Origin of the sequence: Streptomyces sp. NPDC048337 (genome assembly GCF_043201175.1) — a bacterium.
Classification (GTDB): domain Bacteria; phylum Actinomycetota; class Actinomycetes; order Streptomycetales; family Streptomycetaceae; genus Streptomyces.
On record NZ_JBICYR010000023.1, the window covers coordinates 124,788 to 141,532 of the forward strand.

The following is a 16,745-nucleotide window of genomic DNA, read 5'->3' on the forward strand; positions in this document are numbered from 1 at the left end:
CACCCTTGAACGGAGCGCTCACAGATCTCCTCGATCTGCTCGACCTGGAGCAGATCGAGGAGAACATCTTCCGCGGGACCAGCCGCACCTCCCTGGTCCCGCGCGTCTTCGGCGGACAGGTCGCGGCCCAGGCCCTGGTCGCGGCCGGCCGGACCGTGCCCGAGGACCGCACCGCACACTCCCTCCACTCGTACTTCCTCCGTACGGGTGACGCGGGCGCGCCCATCGTCTACACCGTCGACCGGATCCGCGACGGGCGCTCCTTCACCACGCGCCGGGTCGTCGCCGTCCAGCACGGGCAGCCGATCTTCCACCTCTCCGCGTCGTTCCAGACGTACGAGGAGGGCCTCGACCACCAGGCCGCCATGCCGGCCGCACCCGACCCGGAGACCCTGCCGACCGCGGCCGAGTCCCTGCCCGCGTACCGGGACATCTTCCGGGACCCGGGGACGGTCGAGCGGCTGATCGAGGCGCGCGGTGCGGTGGACCTGCGGTACGCCACGGTCCCGCCGTGGGGCAGCGTCGGCGAGCCGGTGGAACCGCGTTCGCAGGTGTGGTTCCGTACGGCCGACAAGCTGGAGAGCGCCGACCCGCTGCTCCACACCTGCCTGGCCACCTACGTCTCGGACATGACCCTGCTCGACTCGGTGCTGCTCGCGCACGGCCGGGGCGGATGGGCGGTCGGCGACGTGGTCGGCGCCTCCCTCGACCACGCGATGTGGTTCCACCGGCCGTTCCGCGCGGACGAGTGGCTGCTGTACGACCAGGAGTCGCCGTCGGCGGCCGCCGGGCGGGGCCTGGGGCAGGCCCGCATCTGGACCCAGGACGGGCGCCTCGCCGTGACGGTCATCCAGGAGGGTGTCGTACGCGTCCCGCGCGGATAGCCGATCGCCGCCGAGGTCGACAACGTCTGCCCCGGCAACGGCGTCGCAGGCGTTACGCGAGGCCCGCGGCGGCCAGGAGGTAGGCCACCATCGGGTCGTAGAAGCGCGGGTCGCGGACGTGGTCGTCCAGGGGGACCGCCACCTGCAGCGTGCCCTCCGCCTCGCCGAGGAAGAGCGCCGGGTCGTTGCAGTCGGCGTAGCCCACCGCGTCCAGCCCCCGCTGCGCCGCGCAGCCCGCCCAGCCGTGGTCGGCTACGACCAGGTCCGGCTGGGGGCGGCCCGCCGCGGCGAGCCCGTCCAGGATCGCGGCCATCGGTTCCGGCGAATGGGTGTGCCACAGCGTCGCCCCCCGCTCCAGCACGGCGACGTCCGCGAACTGCCACACCGAGCCCTCGTCGGCGACGAGACCCGACGGGATGACGACGATCTCGCAGCCCGCCGCCCGCAGGGCGTCGGCCGTGGCCCGGTGGACGTCCAGCAGCCCGCCCGGGTGCCCGGTGGCCAGCAGCACGCTCTGCCGGTCCAGCGCCGCCTTGCGCAGCCGCGCCGCCATCCGGTCCAGGCCGGCCACGGTCAGCTCCGGGTCGATCGTGTCCTGCCCGACGCGGTGCACCGGATCGTCCACGACGCCGACGCGCTCGGCCATCACCGCCAGGACGTCCTGCTCGTCGGTCCATCGGTCGCCCAGTTCCAGGCCGAGCCAGTAGTGCCGGTCGCCGTTGGCGAGCTTCCTGTAGTGGGAGAGGTTGTTCTCCCGCGGGGTGGCCACGTGCCCCGCGATCCGCGTGCGGACCAAGTGGTCGATGAGTTCTGCTCGGCTGGGTACAGGCGTCTCTATCGGCTTCGGCATACGGGCCATTCTGCCGCCGCGCAGGCGGAGGCGCCGCGCCCATCCCAGCCGGCGGACGCCCCCGCTCACCCCGACAGCGCCCCGAACGCCCCGTGCGCGAGCCGCCGGAGCAGCGACTCGGTCGCCTCCCGCCCCAGGGCCGCCAGGTGGGGGGTGGAGTTCAGCAGGCCGAAGACCGCGTGCACGGAGACCCGTACCTCCGCCTCGCCCACCTCCGGGTGCAGTTCCCGTACGACGTCCACCCACAGCTCCACGTACTGCCGCTGCAGCTGCCGTACGAGCTTGCGGTCGGCCTCCCGCAGCCGGTCGAGCTCCCGGTCGTGCAGGGTGATCAGCGCCCGGTCGTCGAGCGCGAAGTCGATGTGGCCGTCGATGAGGGAGGACAGGACCAGGGCCGGATCGCCCGCCGCCTCCTCCACCCGGCGGCGGCCGCCGGTCAGCAGCCGCTCGCTGATGCCGACGAGCAGCTCGGCGAGCATGGCGTCCTTGCCCGCGAAGTGCCGGTAGAGACCGGGGCCGCTGATGCCCACCGCGGCCCCTATCTCGTCGACCCCGACGCCGTGGAAACCACGCGCGGCGAAGAGGCGGGCGGCCTCACTGAGGATCTGCTCGCGACGGGTCGGGGCGGCCGCTCTGGTGCTCATGGGAAACCATTCTAGACAGGGCCGTTAGCGGTCGTTAACCTAAGCGGTACATGCGTTAACGCTCATTAACAGCGTGCACCGAGCAAGGGAGCTCGACCGATGCAGCAGGCACCAGTGCTGACGAGCGCCGCGGACCCGGCGTCCGAGGCCTGGCGGACCAACGAGGCCGCCCACCGCGAGCTCGCCGAGGGCCTGCGCGCCCGGCTGGAGGCGGCCCGCCTCGGCGGCGGGGAGAAGGCCCGCGCCCGCCACACCGCCCGCGGGAAGCTCCTCCCGCGCGACCGCGTGGACACCCTCCTCGACCCCGGATCCCCCTTCCTGGAGCTGGCCCCGCTGGCCGCCGAGGGGATGTACGGGGGCGCGGCCCCCGCCGCCGGGGTCATCGCGGGCATCGGCCGGGTCAGCGGCCGCGAGTGCGTGATCGTCGCCAACGACGCCACCGTCAAGGGCGGCACGTACTACCCGATGACCGTCAAGAAGCACCTGCGCGCCCAGGAAGTGGCCCTGGAGAACCGTCTCCCCTGCCTCTACCTGGTCGACTCGGGCGGTGCCTTCCTCCCCATGCAGGACGAGGTCTTCCCCGACCGCGAGCACTTCGGCCGCATCTTCTACAACCAGGCGCGCATGTCCGGCGCCGGCATCCCGCAGATCGCCGCCGTCCTCGGCTCCTGCACGGCGGGCGGGGCGTACGTCCCGGCGATGAGCGACGAGGCCGTCATCGTCCGCGGCCAGGGCACGATCTTCCTCGGCGGCCCCCCGCTGGTGAAGGCCGCCACCGGTGAGGTCGTCACGGCCGAGGAGCTGGGCGGCGGCGAGGTCCACTCCCGGATCTCCGGCGTCACCGACCACCTCGCGGAGGACGACGCGCACGCACTGCGGATCGTACGGAACATCGTGGCGACCCTGCCCGAGCGCGGCGCCCTGCCCTGGTCGGTCGAGGCTCCCGAGGAGCCCAAGGTGGACCCGTACGGGCTTTACGGCGCGGTCCCCGTCGACTCCCGCACCCCGTACGACGCCCGCGAGATCATCGCGCGGATCGTGGACGGGTCCCGCTTCCAGGAGTTCAAGGCGGAGTTCGGGCAGACGCTCGTCACCGGCTTCGCCCGGATCCACGGGCACCCGGTCGGGATCGTCGCCAACAACGGCATCCTCTTCTCCGAATCCGCCCAGAAGGGCGCCCACTTCATCGAGCTGTGCGACCAGCGCGGCATCCCGCTGCTCTTCCTCCAGAACATCTCCGGCTTCATGGTCGGCCGCGACTACGAGGCCGGCGGCATCGCCAAACACGGCGCCAAGATGGTCACGGCGGTGGCCTGCACGCGGGTCCCGAAGCTGACGGTGGTGGTCGGCGGCTCCTACGGCGCGGGCAACTACTCGATGTGCGGGCGGGCGTACTCGCCGCGCTTCCTGTGGATGTGGCCCAACGCCAAGATCTCGGTGATGGGCGGCGAGCAGGCCGCCTCCGTCCTGGCCACGGTCAAGCGGGACCAGATCGAGGGCGCCGGCCAGGAGTGGCCGGCCGAGGACGAGGAGGCCTTCAAGGCCCCGGTCCGCGCGCAGTACGAGGAACAGGGCAACGCCTACTACGCCACGGCCCGGCTGTGGGACGACGGGGTCATCGACCCGATGGAGACCCGGCAGGTGCTGGGACTGGCCCTGACCGCGTGCGCGAACGCCCCGCTGGGCGACTCGGGCTTCGGCATCTTCCGTATGTGACGTGAGGACCTCACTGATGTTCAGCACTGTTCTGGTCGCGAACCGCGGCGAGATCGCGGTCCGGGTCATCCGCACCCTGCGGGAGCTCGGCATCCGCTCCGTGGCCGTCTTCAGCGACGCGGACGCGGACGCGCGGCACGTACGGGAGGCCGACACTGCCGTCCGGATCGGCCCGGCGGCGGCCGCCGAGAGCTACCTGTCGGTGGAGCGGCTGCTCGACGCGGCCCGCCGCACCGGGGCCGAGGCCGTCCACCCCGGCTACGGCTTCCTCGCCGAGAACGCCGCCTTCGCGCAGGCCTGCTCCGAGGCCGGGCTGGCCTTCATCGGGCCGCCGGCCTCGGCGATCTCCCTGATGGGGGACAAGATCCGGGCCAAGGAGACGGTGCGCGCCGCCGGCGTCCCGGTGGTGCCCGGCTCCTCCGGCAGCGGTCTGTCGGATGCCGAACTGGTCGCGGCGGCCGAGGGGATCGGCATGCCGGTGCTGCTCAAGCCCTCGGCGGGCGGCGGCGGCAAGGGCATGCGGCTGGTCCGCGACGCGGCCGTACTGGCCGAGGAGATCGCGGCGGCCCGCCGCGAGGCGCGGTCCTCCTTCGGCGACGACACCCTGCTGGTCGAGCGGTGGGTGGACCGGCCGCGGCACATCGAGATCCAGGTGCTGGCGGACGCACACGGCAACGTGGTCCACCTGGGCGAGCGCGAGTGCTCGCTCCAGCGGCGGCACCAGAAGGTGATCGAGGAGGCGCCGAGCGTCCTGCTGGACGAGGAGACTCGGGCGGCGATGGGCGCGGCGGCCGTGGAGGCGGCGCGCTCCTGCGGATACGTCGGCGCGGGCACGGTGGAGTTCATCGTCCCGGGCGGGGACCCGTCCTCGTACTACTTCATGGAGATGAACACCCGGCTGCAGGTCGAGCACCCGGTGACGGAGCTGATCACCGGGCTGGACCTGGTGGAGCAACAGCTGCGGGTGGCGGCGGGCGAGCCGCTGGGCTTCAAGCAGTCGGACGTCCGCCTGACGGGCCACGCGATCGAGGCCCGCGTCTGCGCGGAGGACCCGGCGCGGGGGTTCCTGCCGTCCGGCGGCACCGTGCTGGCGCTGTCGGAGCCGTCGGGTGGGGCGGTGCGTACGGACTCCGGGCTGCTGGCGGGGGTTCCGGTGGGCTCCACGTACGACCCGATGCTGTCGAAGGTCATCGTGCACGGGCCGGACCGGGCCTCGGCCTTGCGCATGCTGCGGGGCGCTCTCGCCGACACGGTGATCCTGGGCGTCCAGACCAACGCCGGTTTCCTGCGCAGGCTGCTGGCCCACCCGGACGTGGTGTCGGGCGACCTGGACACCGGGCTGGTCGAGCGCGACCTTTCCGAGCTACTCCCGGACGGCGTCCCGCCGGAGGTGTACGCGGCGGCTGCGCTGCTGAAGGCCGCTTTCCCCCACCCCGCCCCTTCCCGAAACTGGGGCTCCGCCCCAGACCCCGCGCATCAAACGCCGGCGAGGCTGGGTGGGCACGCCCGGGCGGGGCAGGGTGGGCACGCTCCGGCGGGCCCGAACGGGTGGGTCGATCCGTTCGACGCCGCCAATGGGTGGCGGCTCGGCGGTACGCCCGCCTGGACGGTGCACCACTTCCGGCTGCCCGGCCAGGATCCCGTGGAGGTCCGTACCCGCCCCCTGGGCGCGGACTCCGAGCTGCTGATCTCCGACGGCACCGGCCCAACTCCAGCCTCGCCGGCGATTGAGGCGCGGGGTCTGGGGCAGAGCCCCGGCACACCGGCGCGCGCCCGGATCGTCAGCCTCACCCCGGACCACCTCACCATCGAACTCGACGGGGTCACCCACCGCTTCAGCCACGCCACCTCCCCGGAGGGGACCTGGCTCGGCCGCGACGCCGACTCCTGGCACGTGCAGCACCACGACCCGGTAGCCGCTCAAGGCGCGGCGAGCGCAGGGGCGGACACCCTCGCCGCCCCCATGCCCGGCACCGTCACCGTCGTCAAGGTGGCCGTCGGCGACAAGGTGACCTCCGGTCAGAGCCTGCTCGTCGTCGAGGCGATGAAGATGGAGCACGTCATCTCCGCCCCGCACGCCGGGACCGTCACCGAGCTCGACGTGACCCCCGGCAGCACCGTCGCCATGGACCAGGTCCTGGCCGTGGTCACCCCGGACGAGGAGGAGAGCGCGTGAACCGCCTGCCCATGACCGTCCCGAGCACCGGCCTGCCCGCGCGGGTCCGGATCCACGAGGTCGGCGCCCGCGACGGGCTGCAGAACGAGAAGACGGCCGTACCCACCGCCGTCAAGGCCGAGTTCATCCACCGGCTCGCCGCGGCCGGCCTGACCACCATCGAGGCCACCAGCTTCGTCCACCCCAAGTGGGTGCCCCAGCTCGCCGACGCCGAGCAGCTCTTCCCGCTGCTCGGCGACGTCGAGGCGGCGCTGCCGGTGCTCGTGCCGAACGAGCGCGGCCTCGACCGTGCGCTGGCCCTCGGGGCCACCCGTATCGCCGTCTTCGGTTCCGCGACCGAGACCTTCGCCTCCCGCAACCTCAACCGGACCGTCGCCGAGTCGCTCGCCATGTTCGAGCCCGTCGTGGCCCGCGCCAAGGAGGACAAGGCGCATGTGCGCGGCTACCTCTCGATGTGCTTCGGCGACCCCTGGGAGGGCCCGGTCCCGGTCCACCAGGTGGTCCGTACCGCCAAGGCCCTGCTCGACCTCGGCTGCGACGAGCTGAGCCTCGGCGACACCATCGGCGTCGCCACCCCCGGCCACGTCCAGGAACTGCTGAGCAGCCTGAACGAGGTGGGCGTCGGCACCGACCGGATCGGCGTGCACTTCCACGACACCTACGGCCAGGCCCTGTCCAACACCCTCGCCGCGCTCCAGCACGGCGTGACCACGGTCGACGCCTCCGCCGGCGGCCTCGGCGGATGCCCGTACGCCAAGAGCGCCACCGGCAACCTCGCGACCGAGGACCTGGTGTGGATGCTCGACGGCCTCGGCATCGAGACCGGGGTCGATCTGGCCGCCCTCACCGCCACGAGCGTGTGGATGGCCGAACAGCTGGGCCGTCCCAGCCCCTCCCGTACCGTCCGCGCACTCTCCCACAAGGAGTAACGAAGACCATGGCCCTCGACCACCGGCTCACCCCTGAGCACGAGGAACTCCGCCGCACCGTCGAGGCGTTCGCGCACGACGTCATCGCACCGAAGATCGGCGACCTGTACGAGCGCCACGAGTTCCCGTACGAGATCGTCGCCGAGATGGGCCGCATGGGCCTGTTCGGCCTGCCCTTCCCCGAGGAGTACGGCGGCATGGGCGGCGACTACCTCGCCCTCGGCATCGCCCTGGAGGAGCTGGCGCGCGTCGACTCCTCGGTCGCCATCACCCTGGAGGCCGGGGTCTCCCTCGGTGCCATGCCGATCTACCTCTTCGGCTCCGAGGAGCAGAAGCGGGAGTGGCTGCCGAAGATGTGCTCCGGGGAGATCCTGGGCGCCTTCGGCCTGACCGAGCCCGGCGCCGGCAGCGACGCGGGCGGCACCCGCACCACCGCCGTCCGCGAGGGCGACGAGTGGGTCATCAACGGCTCGAAGTGCTTCATCACCAACTCCGGCACGGACATCACCGGTCTGGTCACGGTCACCGCCGTGACGGGCCGCAAGGCGGACGGCCGCCCGGAGATCTCCTCGATCATCGTCCCGTCCGGCACCCCGGGCTTCACGGTGGCCGCGCCCTACTCCAAGGTCGGCTGGAACGCCTCGGACACCCGCGAGCTGTCCTTCGACGGCGTACGGGTCCCGCTGGCCAACCTCGTCGGCGAAGAGGGCCGCGGCTACGCCCAGTTCCTGCGCATCCTGGACGAGGGGCGGATCGCCATCTCCGCGCTCGCGACGGGCCTGGCCCAGGGCTGCGTGGACGAGTCGGTGAAGTACGCCAAGGAGCGGCACGCCTTCGGCAAGGCGATCGGCGACAACCAGGCCATCCAGTTCAAGCTGGCCGACATGGAGATGCGCGCCCACATGGCCCGCATCGGCTGGCGGGACGCGGCCTCCCGCCTGGTGGCCGGCGAGCCCTTCAAGAAGGAGGCGGCGATCGCGAAGCTGTACTCCTCCACGGTGGCCGTCGACAACGCCCGTGACGCCACCCAGATCCACGGCGGCTACGGGTTCATGAACGAGTACCCCGTGGCCCGCATGTGGCGGGACTCCAAGATCCTGGAGATCGGCGAGGGCACGAGCGAGGTCCAGCGCATGCTGATCGCGCGTGAGCTGGGCTTCGCCGGCTAGAGCGGCGGGTGCGGCGGAGCGCGCCGGAGGGGGTCCTGAGAAAAACTTAGGGCCCCCTTACCAATTTCAGCCAAGGTTAGGCTAACCTTCCCACCGAACGGCTCAGTGGCCGCCCGGCACGCACGAAATCGGACATCGACATGCCCAAGTCCCGAATCTCCCCCTTCACCCGTCGCGGATTCATCGCGGCCGGCGGCGCCCTCGGCCTGGTCGCGGTGCTCACCGCGTGCGGCGGCGCCGACTCGAAGGAGGGTGACGGCGGCTCGGACAAGTCGGCCGCCTCGGGCGCCTGGACCTTCAAGGACGACCTGGGCAAGGACGTCAGCACCAAGGCCAAGCCGAAGAACATCGTCGCCTTCACCGGCACCGCCGCCGCGCTGTACGACTACGGCATCCCGGTCAAGGGCGTCTTCGGCCCGACCAAGACCGCCGACGGCAAGGCCGACGTCCAGGCGGGCTCGATGGACATCTCCAAGGTCGAGATCCTGGGCAACGTCTACGACGAGTTCAACGTCGAGAAGTACGCGGCCCTCCAGCCCGACCTGCTCGTCACCAACACCTGGGACGGCAGCTACTGGTACGTGCCCGAGGCCTCCAAGGACAAGATCCTGAAGGTGGCCCCCGCCGCCGCGATCGGCGTCGGCGGCAACGTCTCCATGGACAAGGCCCTGGAGCGCACCGCGGACCTCGCCAAGTCCCTGGGCGCCGACATGAACGCCAAGAAGACCGTCGACGCGAAGTCCCGCTTCGAGGCCGCCTCCGCCAAGCTCCGCGAGGCCACCAAGGCCAACCCGGGCATCAAGGTCCTCGTCGGCTCCGGTTCCGCCGACCTCTTCTACGCCTCCACCCCGGACACCTCGGCCGACCTGAAGTACTTCAAGTCCCTCGGCGTCGAGTTCGTCACCCCGGAGAAGCTGGACGAGGGCGGCTTCTTCGAGAGCCTGAGCTGGGAGAACGCCGGCAAGTACAAGGCCGACGTCATCCTGCTCGACAACCGCACCGGCACCCTCCAGCCGGCGGACCTGAAGGCCAAGGCCACCTGGGCCGAGCTCCCCGCGGTGAAGGCCGGCCAGGTCACCCCGCGCGTCACCGAGCCGATCTACTCGTACGAGAAGTGCGCCCAGATCCTCGAGGACCTCGCGAAGGCCATCCAGGGCGCCAAGAAGGTCAGCTGACCCACAGACGTGATCCGGCGCCCGGGGCCCACAACGGCCCCGGGCGCCCCGCGCCGTACCGATTCCCAGGGGGGACTCCTCGTATGACCGCCACCGCACAGGACGCCGACGCCCCGGCGGCCGCGCACTTCCGCTTCTTCGCGCTCGAAGTACTCCGCACGCGCCGCCTCGGCCACTCGTTCCTGCGCGTCACGTTCGGCGGGGAGTCCCTCGCGGACTTCCGTTCGGGCGGCTACGACCAGAGCCTGTCGCTCTTCCTGCCGCCGCCGGGACACGAGCACACCGTGCTCCCGTCCACGGACGAGGACACCTGGTTCGGCGCCTGGCGCGGGATGCCCGACGAGGAGCGTCCGGTGATGCGCTCCTACACCGTGCGCGAGCAGCGCCGTACGGACGGGGGCGTGGACGAGGTGGACATCGACTTCGTCCTCCACGGCGACACGTCCCCCGCGTCGCACTGGGCCGGGCGGGCGGTGACCGGCCGGCGGATCATGGCGATCGGCCCGGCCGTCGCCGAGAACAAGTCCGTACGGTTCCAGCCGCCGGCCGCCACCGACGCGATCTGGATGTACGCGGACGAGACCGCCCTGCCGGCCGCGGCGGCGATCCTGGACCGGCTGGACGCCGGAACCCGGGTCCGGGCCTGGTTCGAGGTCCCGCACGAGGACGACCGGCTGGACCTGCCGACCCTCGCCGACGCGGACATCACCTGGATCGTGCGCGCGGGCGCGGGCCGCGAGCGGACCGAACAGGTACTGGAGGCGCTGCGCTCCGGCGAACCCGCCTCGGCCGAAGCCCCGTACGCGTGGCTCGCGGGTGAGGCGGGCACCGTCCGCGCGGTGCGCCGCCACTTCGTGCAGGAACGTTCCGTCGACCGCCGCGCGGTGCGTTTCACCGGCTACTGGCGGCTCGGCGCGAGCGAGGAGGAGCTGCTCGCGGAGGCATACGCGGGCCAGGCTCCGAGCGAGGACCCCGCGTCCGAGCTCTAGTCAACAATCCTGTTTCACAGGGCATTTGAGAGAAGGGCCCCGGCTTCGGCCGGGGCCCTTCTCCATTTGGCGTCTCAGTTAGGTTAGGCTAACCTAATCAACGCCTGCCCCACCCCCACCTTCTCCCCCTGCCCGGAGGAAAGTTGATGCGCCAGCATCTGCTGAACGAGACGACCGCGGATCTCTACCGGCGTTCTGTCACCGAGGGCGTCGACCGCGTCGCCGCCAAACTCGCCACCACGGAACGGCCCCACACCGGCATATCCGTCGACGAACTCGCCCCGGTCATCAACGGGATCGACCTCGACACCCCGCTGGCCGACGCCTCGGCCGCGCTCGCCGAGCTGGAGGACGTCTACCTCCGCGACGCCGTCTACTTCCACCACCCGCGCTACCTGGGCCACCTCAACTGCCCGGTGGTCATCCCCGCCGTGGTCGGCGAGGCCGTCATGGCGGCCGTCAACTCCTCCCTCGACACCTGGGACCAGTCCATCGGCGGCACGCTGATCGAGCGCCGCCTGATCGACTGGACCGCCCGCCGCATCGGCCTCGGGGAGGGCGCGGACGGCATCTTCACCTCCGGCGGCAGCCAGTCCAACTTCCACGCCCTGCTGCTGGCCCGCGACGAGGCCTGCCGGACCGTCATGAAGCGGGCCCTGGACGCGGGCGTCGGCCTCACCAAGGCCGAACTCCTCCCCAAGCTGCGCATCTTCACCTCCGAGGCCAGCCACTTCAGTGTGCAGAAGTCGGCCGCCATGCTGGGCCTGGGCTACGAGGCCGTCATCTCCGTCCCGGTCGACCGCAACCGGCGCATGGACACCTCACTCCTCGCCCTGGAGCTGGAGAACTGCGCCGCCGAGGGCCTCTTCCCGATGGCCGTCGTCGCCACCGCCGGCACCACCGACTTCGGGTCCATCGACCCGCTCCCCGAGATCGCCCGCCTGGCCGCCGAGCACTCCTCGTGGATGCACGTGGACGCCGCGTACGGCTGCGGACTGCTGGTCTCCCCCACCCGCCGGCACCTCCTCGACGGCATCGAGCGCGCCGACTCGGTCACGGTCGACTACCACAAGTCCTTCTTCCAGCCCGTGAGTTCCAGCGCGATGCTGGTCCGCGACCGCGACACCCTCAAGCACGCCACGTACCACGCGGACTACCTCAACCCGCGCCGCATGGCCGAGGAGCGGATCCCGAACCAGGTCGACAAGTCCATCCAGACAACCCGCCGCTTCGACGCCCTCAAGCTGTGGATGACCCTGCGCATCATGGGCGCCGACGGGGTCGGGTCCCTCTTCGACGAGGTCGTCGACCTGGCCGCCGCCGGCTACGAGGTCATCGAGGCCGACCCGCGTTTCGAGGTCGTCGTCAAGCCGCAGATCTCCACGCTCGTCTTCCGCTTCCTGCCCGGCGAGGACGTCCCCGCCGACCTGGCCGACGAGGCCCAGCTCCACGCCCGCAAGGCCCTCTTCGCCTCCGGCGAGGCCGTCGTCGCCGGCACCAAGGTGGACGGGAAGCAGTACCTGAAGTTCACCCTCCTCAACCCGCAGACCACGACGGCCGACATCGCGGCCGTCCTCGACCTCCTCGCCGCACACGCCGAGCAGTTCCTGGGAGAATCCCTTGCCGTCCACCACTGAGCCCCACGACTTCATCGGCATCGGCCTCGGTCCCTTCAACCTGGGACTCGCCTGCCTGACCGCGCCGATCGAGGAACTCGACGGCCTGTTCATCGAGTCGAAGCCGCACTTCGAGTGGCACGCGGGGATGTTCCTGGACGGCGCGCACCTGCAGACGCCGTTCATGTCGGACCTGGTCACGCTCGCCGACCCGACCTCGCCCTTCTCCTTCCTGAACTACCTGAAGGACAAAGACCGGCTGTACTCCTTCTACATCCGGGAGAACTTCTACCCGCTGCGCGCGGAGTACAACGACTACTGCCGCTGGGCCGCCGACCGCCTCGACAACGTCCGGTACTCCACCTCCGTCACCGAGGTCACCTACGACGAGCGGACCGCCCTCTACGAGGTCCACACCGACCAGGGCGAGACCCACCTGGCCCGCCGCCTGATCCTGGGCACTGGCACTCCGCCGCACGTCCCGGCGTCCTGCGAGCACCTCGCCGGCGACTTCCTCCACAACTCCACCTACATGCAGAACAAGGCGGAGCTCCAGCGGAAGAAGTCGATCACCCTGATCGGCTCCGGCCAGAGCGCGGCCGAGATCTACTACGACCTGCTGGCCGAGATCGACGTGCACGGCTACCAGCTCAACTGGGTCACCCGCTCCCCGCGCTTCTTCCCCCTCGAATACACGAAGCTGACGCTGGAGATGACCTCCCCGGAGTACGTGGACTACTTCCACGCCCTCCCCGAGGACACCCGCTACCGCCTCGAAACCCAGCAGAAGAACCTCTTCAAGGGCATCGACGGCGATCTGATCAACGCCATCTTCGACCTGCTCTACCAGAAGAAGATCAGCATGCCGGGCCCCGTCCCGACCACCCTGCTGACCAACACCTCCCTCAACAGCGCGGCGTACGACACCACCACGGGCACGTACACCCTGGGCCTGCGCCAGGAGGAGCAGGAGCGGGACTTCACCCTCGCCTCCGAGGGCCTGGTCCTGGCCACGGGCTACAAGTACCGCACCCCGGAGTTCCTGGCCCCGGTCCGCGACCGCCTGAACTTCGACGGCCGCGGCCGCCTCGACGCCGGCCGCAACTACGCGGTCGACGTGACGGGCCGCGCGGTGTACCTCCAGAACGGCACGACCCACAACCACTCCCTGACCTCGCCCGACCTGGGCATGGCCGCGTACCGCAACGCCTACATCATTGGTGAGCTCCTCGGCCGCGAGTACTACAAGGTCGAGAAGTCCATCGCGTTCCAGCAGTTCGCAGCCCCGGAAGGCACCCTCGTATGAGCACCACCGAAACCCTCTTCACCCGGACGGACTCCGCCCTCGGGGAGTTCTCCATCCGCCCGCTGGACCCCTTCGCGGACGCGGAGCTGCTGCACGGCTGGGTCACGCACCCCAAGGCCTCGTTCTGGATGATGCAGGACGCCTCCCTCCCGGACGTGGAGCGCGAGTACATGCGCATCACCGCGCACGAGCACCACCAGGCCTTCATCGGCCTGCACGAGGGGCGCCCGGCCTTCCTGATGGAGAGCTACGACCCGTCCCGCCTGGAACTGGTCGGCCTGTACGAGGCCCAGCCCGGCGACATCGGCATGCACTTCCTGGTGGCCCCGACCGAAACCCCTCTGACCGGCTTCACCCGCGCGGTCATCACCACGGTCATGGCCTCCCTCTTCGCCGACCCGGCGACGGAGCGGGTGGTCGTGGAACCGGACGTCCGCAACACGGCGGTCCACGCCCTCAACGAGGCGGTCGGCTTCGTCCCCGACGGCCCGGTCCAGAAGCCGGAGAAGGAAGCCCTCCTCAGCTTCTGCACCCGCGCCCAGTTCGAAGCCGCCACCGGCATCACCCAGGGAGCGTCCATATGAGCCTCACCGACGCCGTCTCCCACCTCTCCCCCGAGCTGTGGGCCCGCGCCAACCGCGCGCTGGTCCGCAAGGCACTGGCGGAGTTCTCCCACGAGCGCCTGCTGACCCCGAAGCCGCTGGGCGACGACCGCTACTCGGTCCTGAGCGACGACGGCACCGTCGAGTACCGCTTCCGGGCCGTCCTCCACGCCCTGGACCACTGGGCGGTGGAGGAGTCCTCGATCACCCGCCACGGCGATGGCCGGCAGCTCGACCTGGACGCCCTGGACTTCCACATCGAACTCCAGCGGACCCTGGGCCTGAGCGCGGAGGTCCTCCCGGTCTACCTGGAGGAGATCTCCTCCACCCTGGCCGGTGCGGGCTTCAAGTACACGAAGCCCCAGATCCCCTCCTCCGTCCTCGCCAAGTCCTCCTTCCAGGACATCGAGACGGGCATGACCGAGGGCCACCCGTGCTTCGTGGCCAACAACGGCCGCCTGGGCTTCGGCGTGCACGAGTACCTCTCGTACGCCCCGGAGACCGCGAGCCCGGTGCACCTGGTGTGGGTCGCGGCCCACAAGGACGTCTCCACCTTCACGGCGGGGGCGGGCCTGGACCACGACTCGTTCATGCGCGAGGAGCTGGGCGAGGCGGCGGTCGCCGGCTTCCGGGCCAGACTGGCCTCCCTGGACCTGGACCCGGCGGACTACCACCTCTTCCCGGTCCACCCCTGGCAGTGGTGGAACAAGACCACGGTCACCTTCGCGGCCGAGATCGCGAACCGCCGCCTGGTCCTGCTGGGCGAGGGCGAGGACTCGTACCTCCCCCAGCAGTCGATCCGCACCTTCTTCAACACGACCACCCCCACCAAGCACTACGTGAAGACGGCCATCTCGGTTCTGAACATGGGCTTCATGCGGGGCCTGTCGGCGGCGTACATGGAGGCCACTCCGGCGATCAACGACTGGCTGCACCAGCTGATCGAGGGGGACGAGACCCTCCAGTCGGTCAACTTCTCGATCATCCGCGAGCGCGCGGCGATCGGATACCACCACCGCCAGTACGAGCGCGCGACGGACCGCTACTCCCCGTACCGGAAGATGCTGGCCGCGCTGTGGCGCGAGTCCCCGGTCAACTCCCTGCGGGACGGCGAACGCCTCGCGACGATGGCCTCCCTCCTCCACGTGGACGCGGAGGGCAAGTCCTTCGTAGGCGCGCTGATCGCGGAGTCTGGCCTCACCCCGTCGGAGTGGCTGAAGCCGTACCTCCGTTCGTACCTCCTCCCCCTCCTCCACTGCTTCTACAAGTACGACCTCGCGTACATGCCGCACGGCGAGAACACCATCCTGGTCATCAAGGACGGCGTCGTGCAGCGGGCGATCTTCAAGGACATCGCCGAGGAGATCGTCGTCATGGACCCGGACGCGGTCCTCCCGCCGGCGGTCGAGCGGGTGCGGGCGGACATCCCGGAGGACATGAAGCTCCTGTCCATCTTCACGGACGTCTTCGACTGCTTCTTCCGCTTCCTGGGCTCGATCCTGGTCTCGGAGGGCATCTGCACCGAGGAAACGTTCTGGCGGGCGGTGGCGGACTGCGCCCACGACTACCAGGCCTCGGTCCCGGCCCTGGCGGACCGCTTCGCCCGCTACGACCTCTTCGCGGAGGAGTTCCAGCTGTCCTGCCTGAACCGCCTCCAGCTGCGGAACAACAAGCAGATGGTGGACCTCGCGGACCCGTCGGCGGCCCTCCAGCTGATCGGCACCCTCAAGAACCCCGTCGCGCCGTTCGCCCGGCGGTGATCGGGGACGGGCGGGCGGCCTGGGGGTCCCCCCGGCCGGAGGCTGGGGGAGGTCCCTCGGCCGCCTGCCCGTGCTCCTCAGTCCGCCGCGAGCGCCCGCTGGAAATCGGTGACAATCCGGCGGTAGCCGGTGTGCCCTGTGCTTCGGGCGTGCCGCAGGGCCCAGACGGCGGGCCCGTCGTCGTCATCGGCGGGCCCGGACCCGGCCAGACACGAAGTGCACTCAACCTCGTAGATCGCCGCACTCCCCGTCCGGTCGGGAGTCAGCAACCAGGCGCTCACGGCACCTTCACGGACAACTCTGCCCACACCCGCTTCCCGGGCCCGACCCGCTCCCCGACGGCCCATCGATCGGCGACGGCCGCCACCAGGTACAGCCCACGCCCGCCGTCACCGTCCCCCTCCGACACTCCGACCACTGGCCGCGCGGGGTTGGCGTCATGCACCTCGACCCGAACCCCGTTGTCCAGCCGGACGTACCGTGTCTCGATCTCCCGGCCGCGGGGAACGGTGGCGTGGCGCACGGCGTTGGTCACGAGCTCCGAGGCCACGAGCAGGGCGTCCCCCTCCAGCTCGGAAAGCCCCCAGTCGGCCAGCGCCTTGCGCAGCTCGGCCCGCGCGAGCGGCACACACCGCGCCTCCCGCCGCCACCGCCGCACCACCTGCTCGGGCTCACTCACCGGACCACCGCCCGCCCGTGAATGACCCGGGGTCCGAGATCGATCCCGTACGTCGCGAGGACAAGCACTTGCCTTCGCCACCACTGCCGTACCGGCGACACCAGCCCGATAAAATGCACCACGTTGACGCTCCTTGTAAGCGTTGGCCACGCCCCCGGGGTCATGTCCCTTGGAGTGGTGTAGCTGATCATTCGGTGGTGCCGGGCAGGCAGGTGTTGTCGTCTGGGTAGAGGCTGTCCATGCTCTCGAT

General features: G+C 70.8%; 15 protein-coding genes. 11 read left to right on the forward strand and 4 right to left on the reverse strand.

From position 1 onward, the window contains the following. The first annotated feature begins 5 nt into the window (after positions 1-5). Entirely contained in the window at positions 6-884 is an 879-nt protein-coding gene (locus ACGFYU_RS30350) for an acyl-CoA thioesterase (RefSeq protein ID WP_393830503.1), read from the forward strand. 52 nt (positions 885-936) lie between these two features. On the opposite strand, the gene ACGFYU_RS30355 is transcribed toward ACGFYU_RS30350, so the two are convergent. Both ACGFYU_RS30355 and ACGFYU_RS30360 read right to left on the reverse strand, forming a co-directional pair. After that, positions 937-1,743 carry a phosphatase gene (locus tag ACGFYU_RS30355; RefSeq protein WP_393830504.1) on the reverse strand — a complete coding sequence of 269 codons (807 nt, stop codon included), beginning with the start codon at positions 1,741-1,743 and terminating at the stop codon, positions 937-939. Between the two features lie 56 nt (positions 1,744-1,799). Beyond that, entirely contained in the window at positions 1,800-2,378 is a 579-nt protein-coding gene (locus ACGFYU_RS30360) for a TetR/AcrR family transcriptional regulator (protein WP_393830505.1), read from the reverse strand. A gap of 99 nt (positions 2,379-2,477) precedes the next feature. Between ACGFYU_RS30360 and ACGFYU_RS30365 the strand changes: the two genes are divergently transcribed. The 10 genes from ACGFYU_RS30365 to ACGFYU_RS30410 all read left to right on the forward strand — a co-directional run bounded on the left by ACGFYU_RS30365 (position 2,478) and on the right by ACGFYU_RS30410 (position 15,816). After that, positions 2,478-4,094 (forward strand): carboxyl transferase domain-containing protein, encoded by a 1,617-nt coding sequence (locus ACGFYU_RS30365; protein WP_393830506.1) that lies wholly within the window; start codon positions 2,478-2,480, stop codon positions 4,092-4,094. 16 nt (positions 4,095-4,110) lie between these two features. Continuing rightward, complete coding sequence (locus ACGFYU_RS30370; protein WP_393830507.1) at positions 4,111-6,270, forward strand: acetyl/propionyl/methylcrotonyl-CoA carboxylase subunit alpha; 2,160 nt, start codon at positions 4,111-4,113, stop codon at positions 6,268-6,270. 11 nt (positions 6,271-6,281) lie between these two features. Then, complete coding sequence (locus tag ACGFYU_RS30375) at positions 6,282-7,199, forward strand: hydroxymethylglutaryl-CoA lyase (RefSeq protein ID WP_393830521.1); 918 nt, start codon at positions 6,282-6,284, stop codon at positions 7,197-7,199. A gap of 8 nt (positions 7,200-7,207) precedes the next feature. Next, on the forward strand, positions 7,208-8,368 hold the full coding sequence (locus ACGFYU_RS30380) for an acyl-CoA dehydrogenase family protein (protein WP_393830508.1): 1,161 nt from the start codon (positions 7,208-7,210) through the stop codon (positions 8,366-8,368). Positions 8,369-8,508: 140 nt separating this feature from the next. After that, positions 8,509-9,543: an ABC transporter substrate-binding protein gene (locus ACGFYU_RS30385; RefSeq protein ID WP_393830509.1), complete on the forward strand. Its 1,035-nt coding sequence runs from the start codon at positions 8,509-8,511 to the stop codon at positions 9,541-9,543. Between the two features lie 83 nt (positions 9,544-9,626). Continuing rightward, complete coding sequence (locus ACGFYU_RS30390) at positions 9,627-10,532, forward strand: siderophore-interacting protein (protein ID WP_393830510.1); 906 nt, start codon at positions 9,627-9,629, stop codon at positions 10,530-10,532. 146 nt (positions 10,533-10,678) lie between these two features. After that, the gene (locus ACGFYU_RS30395; RefSeq protein ID WP_393830511.1) at positions 10,679-12,169 is read left to right on the forward strand and encodes a pyridoxal phosphate-dependent decarboxylase family protein; all 1,491 of its coding nucleotides are present in this window, start codon (positions 10,679-10,681) and stop codon (positions 12,167-12,169) included. After that, positions 12,153-13,454: a lysine N(6)-hydroxylase/L-ornithine N(5)-oxygenase family protein gene (locus tag ACGFYU_RS30400; protein ID WP_393830512.1), complete on the forward strand. Its 1,302-nt coding sequence runs from the start codon at positions 12,153-12,155 to the stop codon at positions 13,452-13,454. Before ACGFYU_RS30395 ends, ACGFYU_RS30400 begins: the two co-directional genes overlap by 17 nt. Further along, complete coding sequence (locus ACGFYU_RS30405) at positions 13,451-14,038, forward strand: GNAT family N-acetyltransferase (RefSeq protein ID WP_393830513.1); 588 nt, start codon at positions 13,451-13,453, stop codon at positions 14,036-14,038. Before ACGFYU_RS30400 ends, ACGFYU_RS30405 begins: the two co-directional genes overlap by 4 nt. Further along, a complete protein-coding gene (locus ACGFYU_RS30410; protein WP_393830514.1) occupies positions 14,035-15,816 on the forward strand; it encodes an IucA/IucC family protein in 1,782 nt (593 codons plus the stop codon). The genes ACGFYU_RS30405 and ACGFYU_RS30410 overlap by 4 nt, the downstream gene beginning before the upstream one ends. Positions 15,817-15,893: 77 nt before the next feature. On the opposite strand, the gene ACGFYU_RS30415 is transcribed toward ACGFYU_RS30410, so the two are convergent. Together ACGFYU_RS30415 and ACGFYU_RS30420 are read right to left on the reverse strand one after the other, a co-directional pair. Continuing rightward, the gene (locus tag ACGFYU_RS30415) at positions 15,894-16,097 is read right to left on the reverse strand and encodes a hypothetical protein (protein WP_393830515.1); all 204 of its coding nucleotides are present in this window, start codon (positions 16,095-16,097) and stop codon (positions 15,894-15,896) included. Further along, positions 16,094-16,495: an ATP-binding protein gene (locus ACGFYU_RS30420; protein WP_393830516.1), complete on the reverse strand. Its 402-nt coding sequence runs from the start codon at positions 16,493-16,495 to the stop codon at positions 16,094-16,096. Before ACGFYU_RS30420 ends, ACGFYU_RS30415 begins: the two co-directional genes overlap by 4 nt. Between the last annotated feature and the right edge of the window lie 250 nt (positions 16,496-16,745).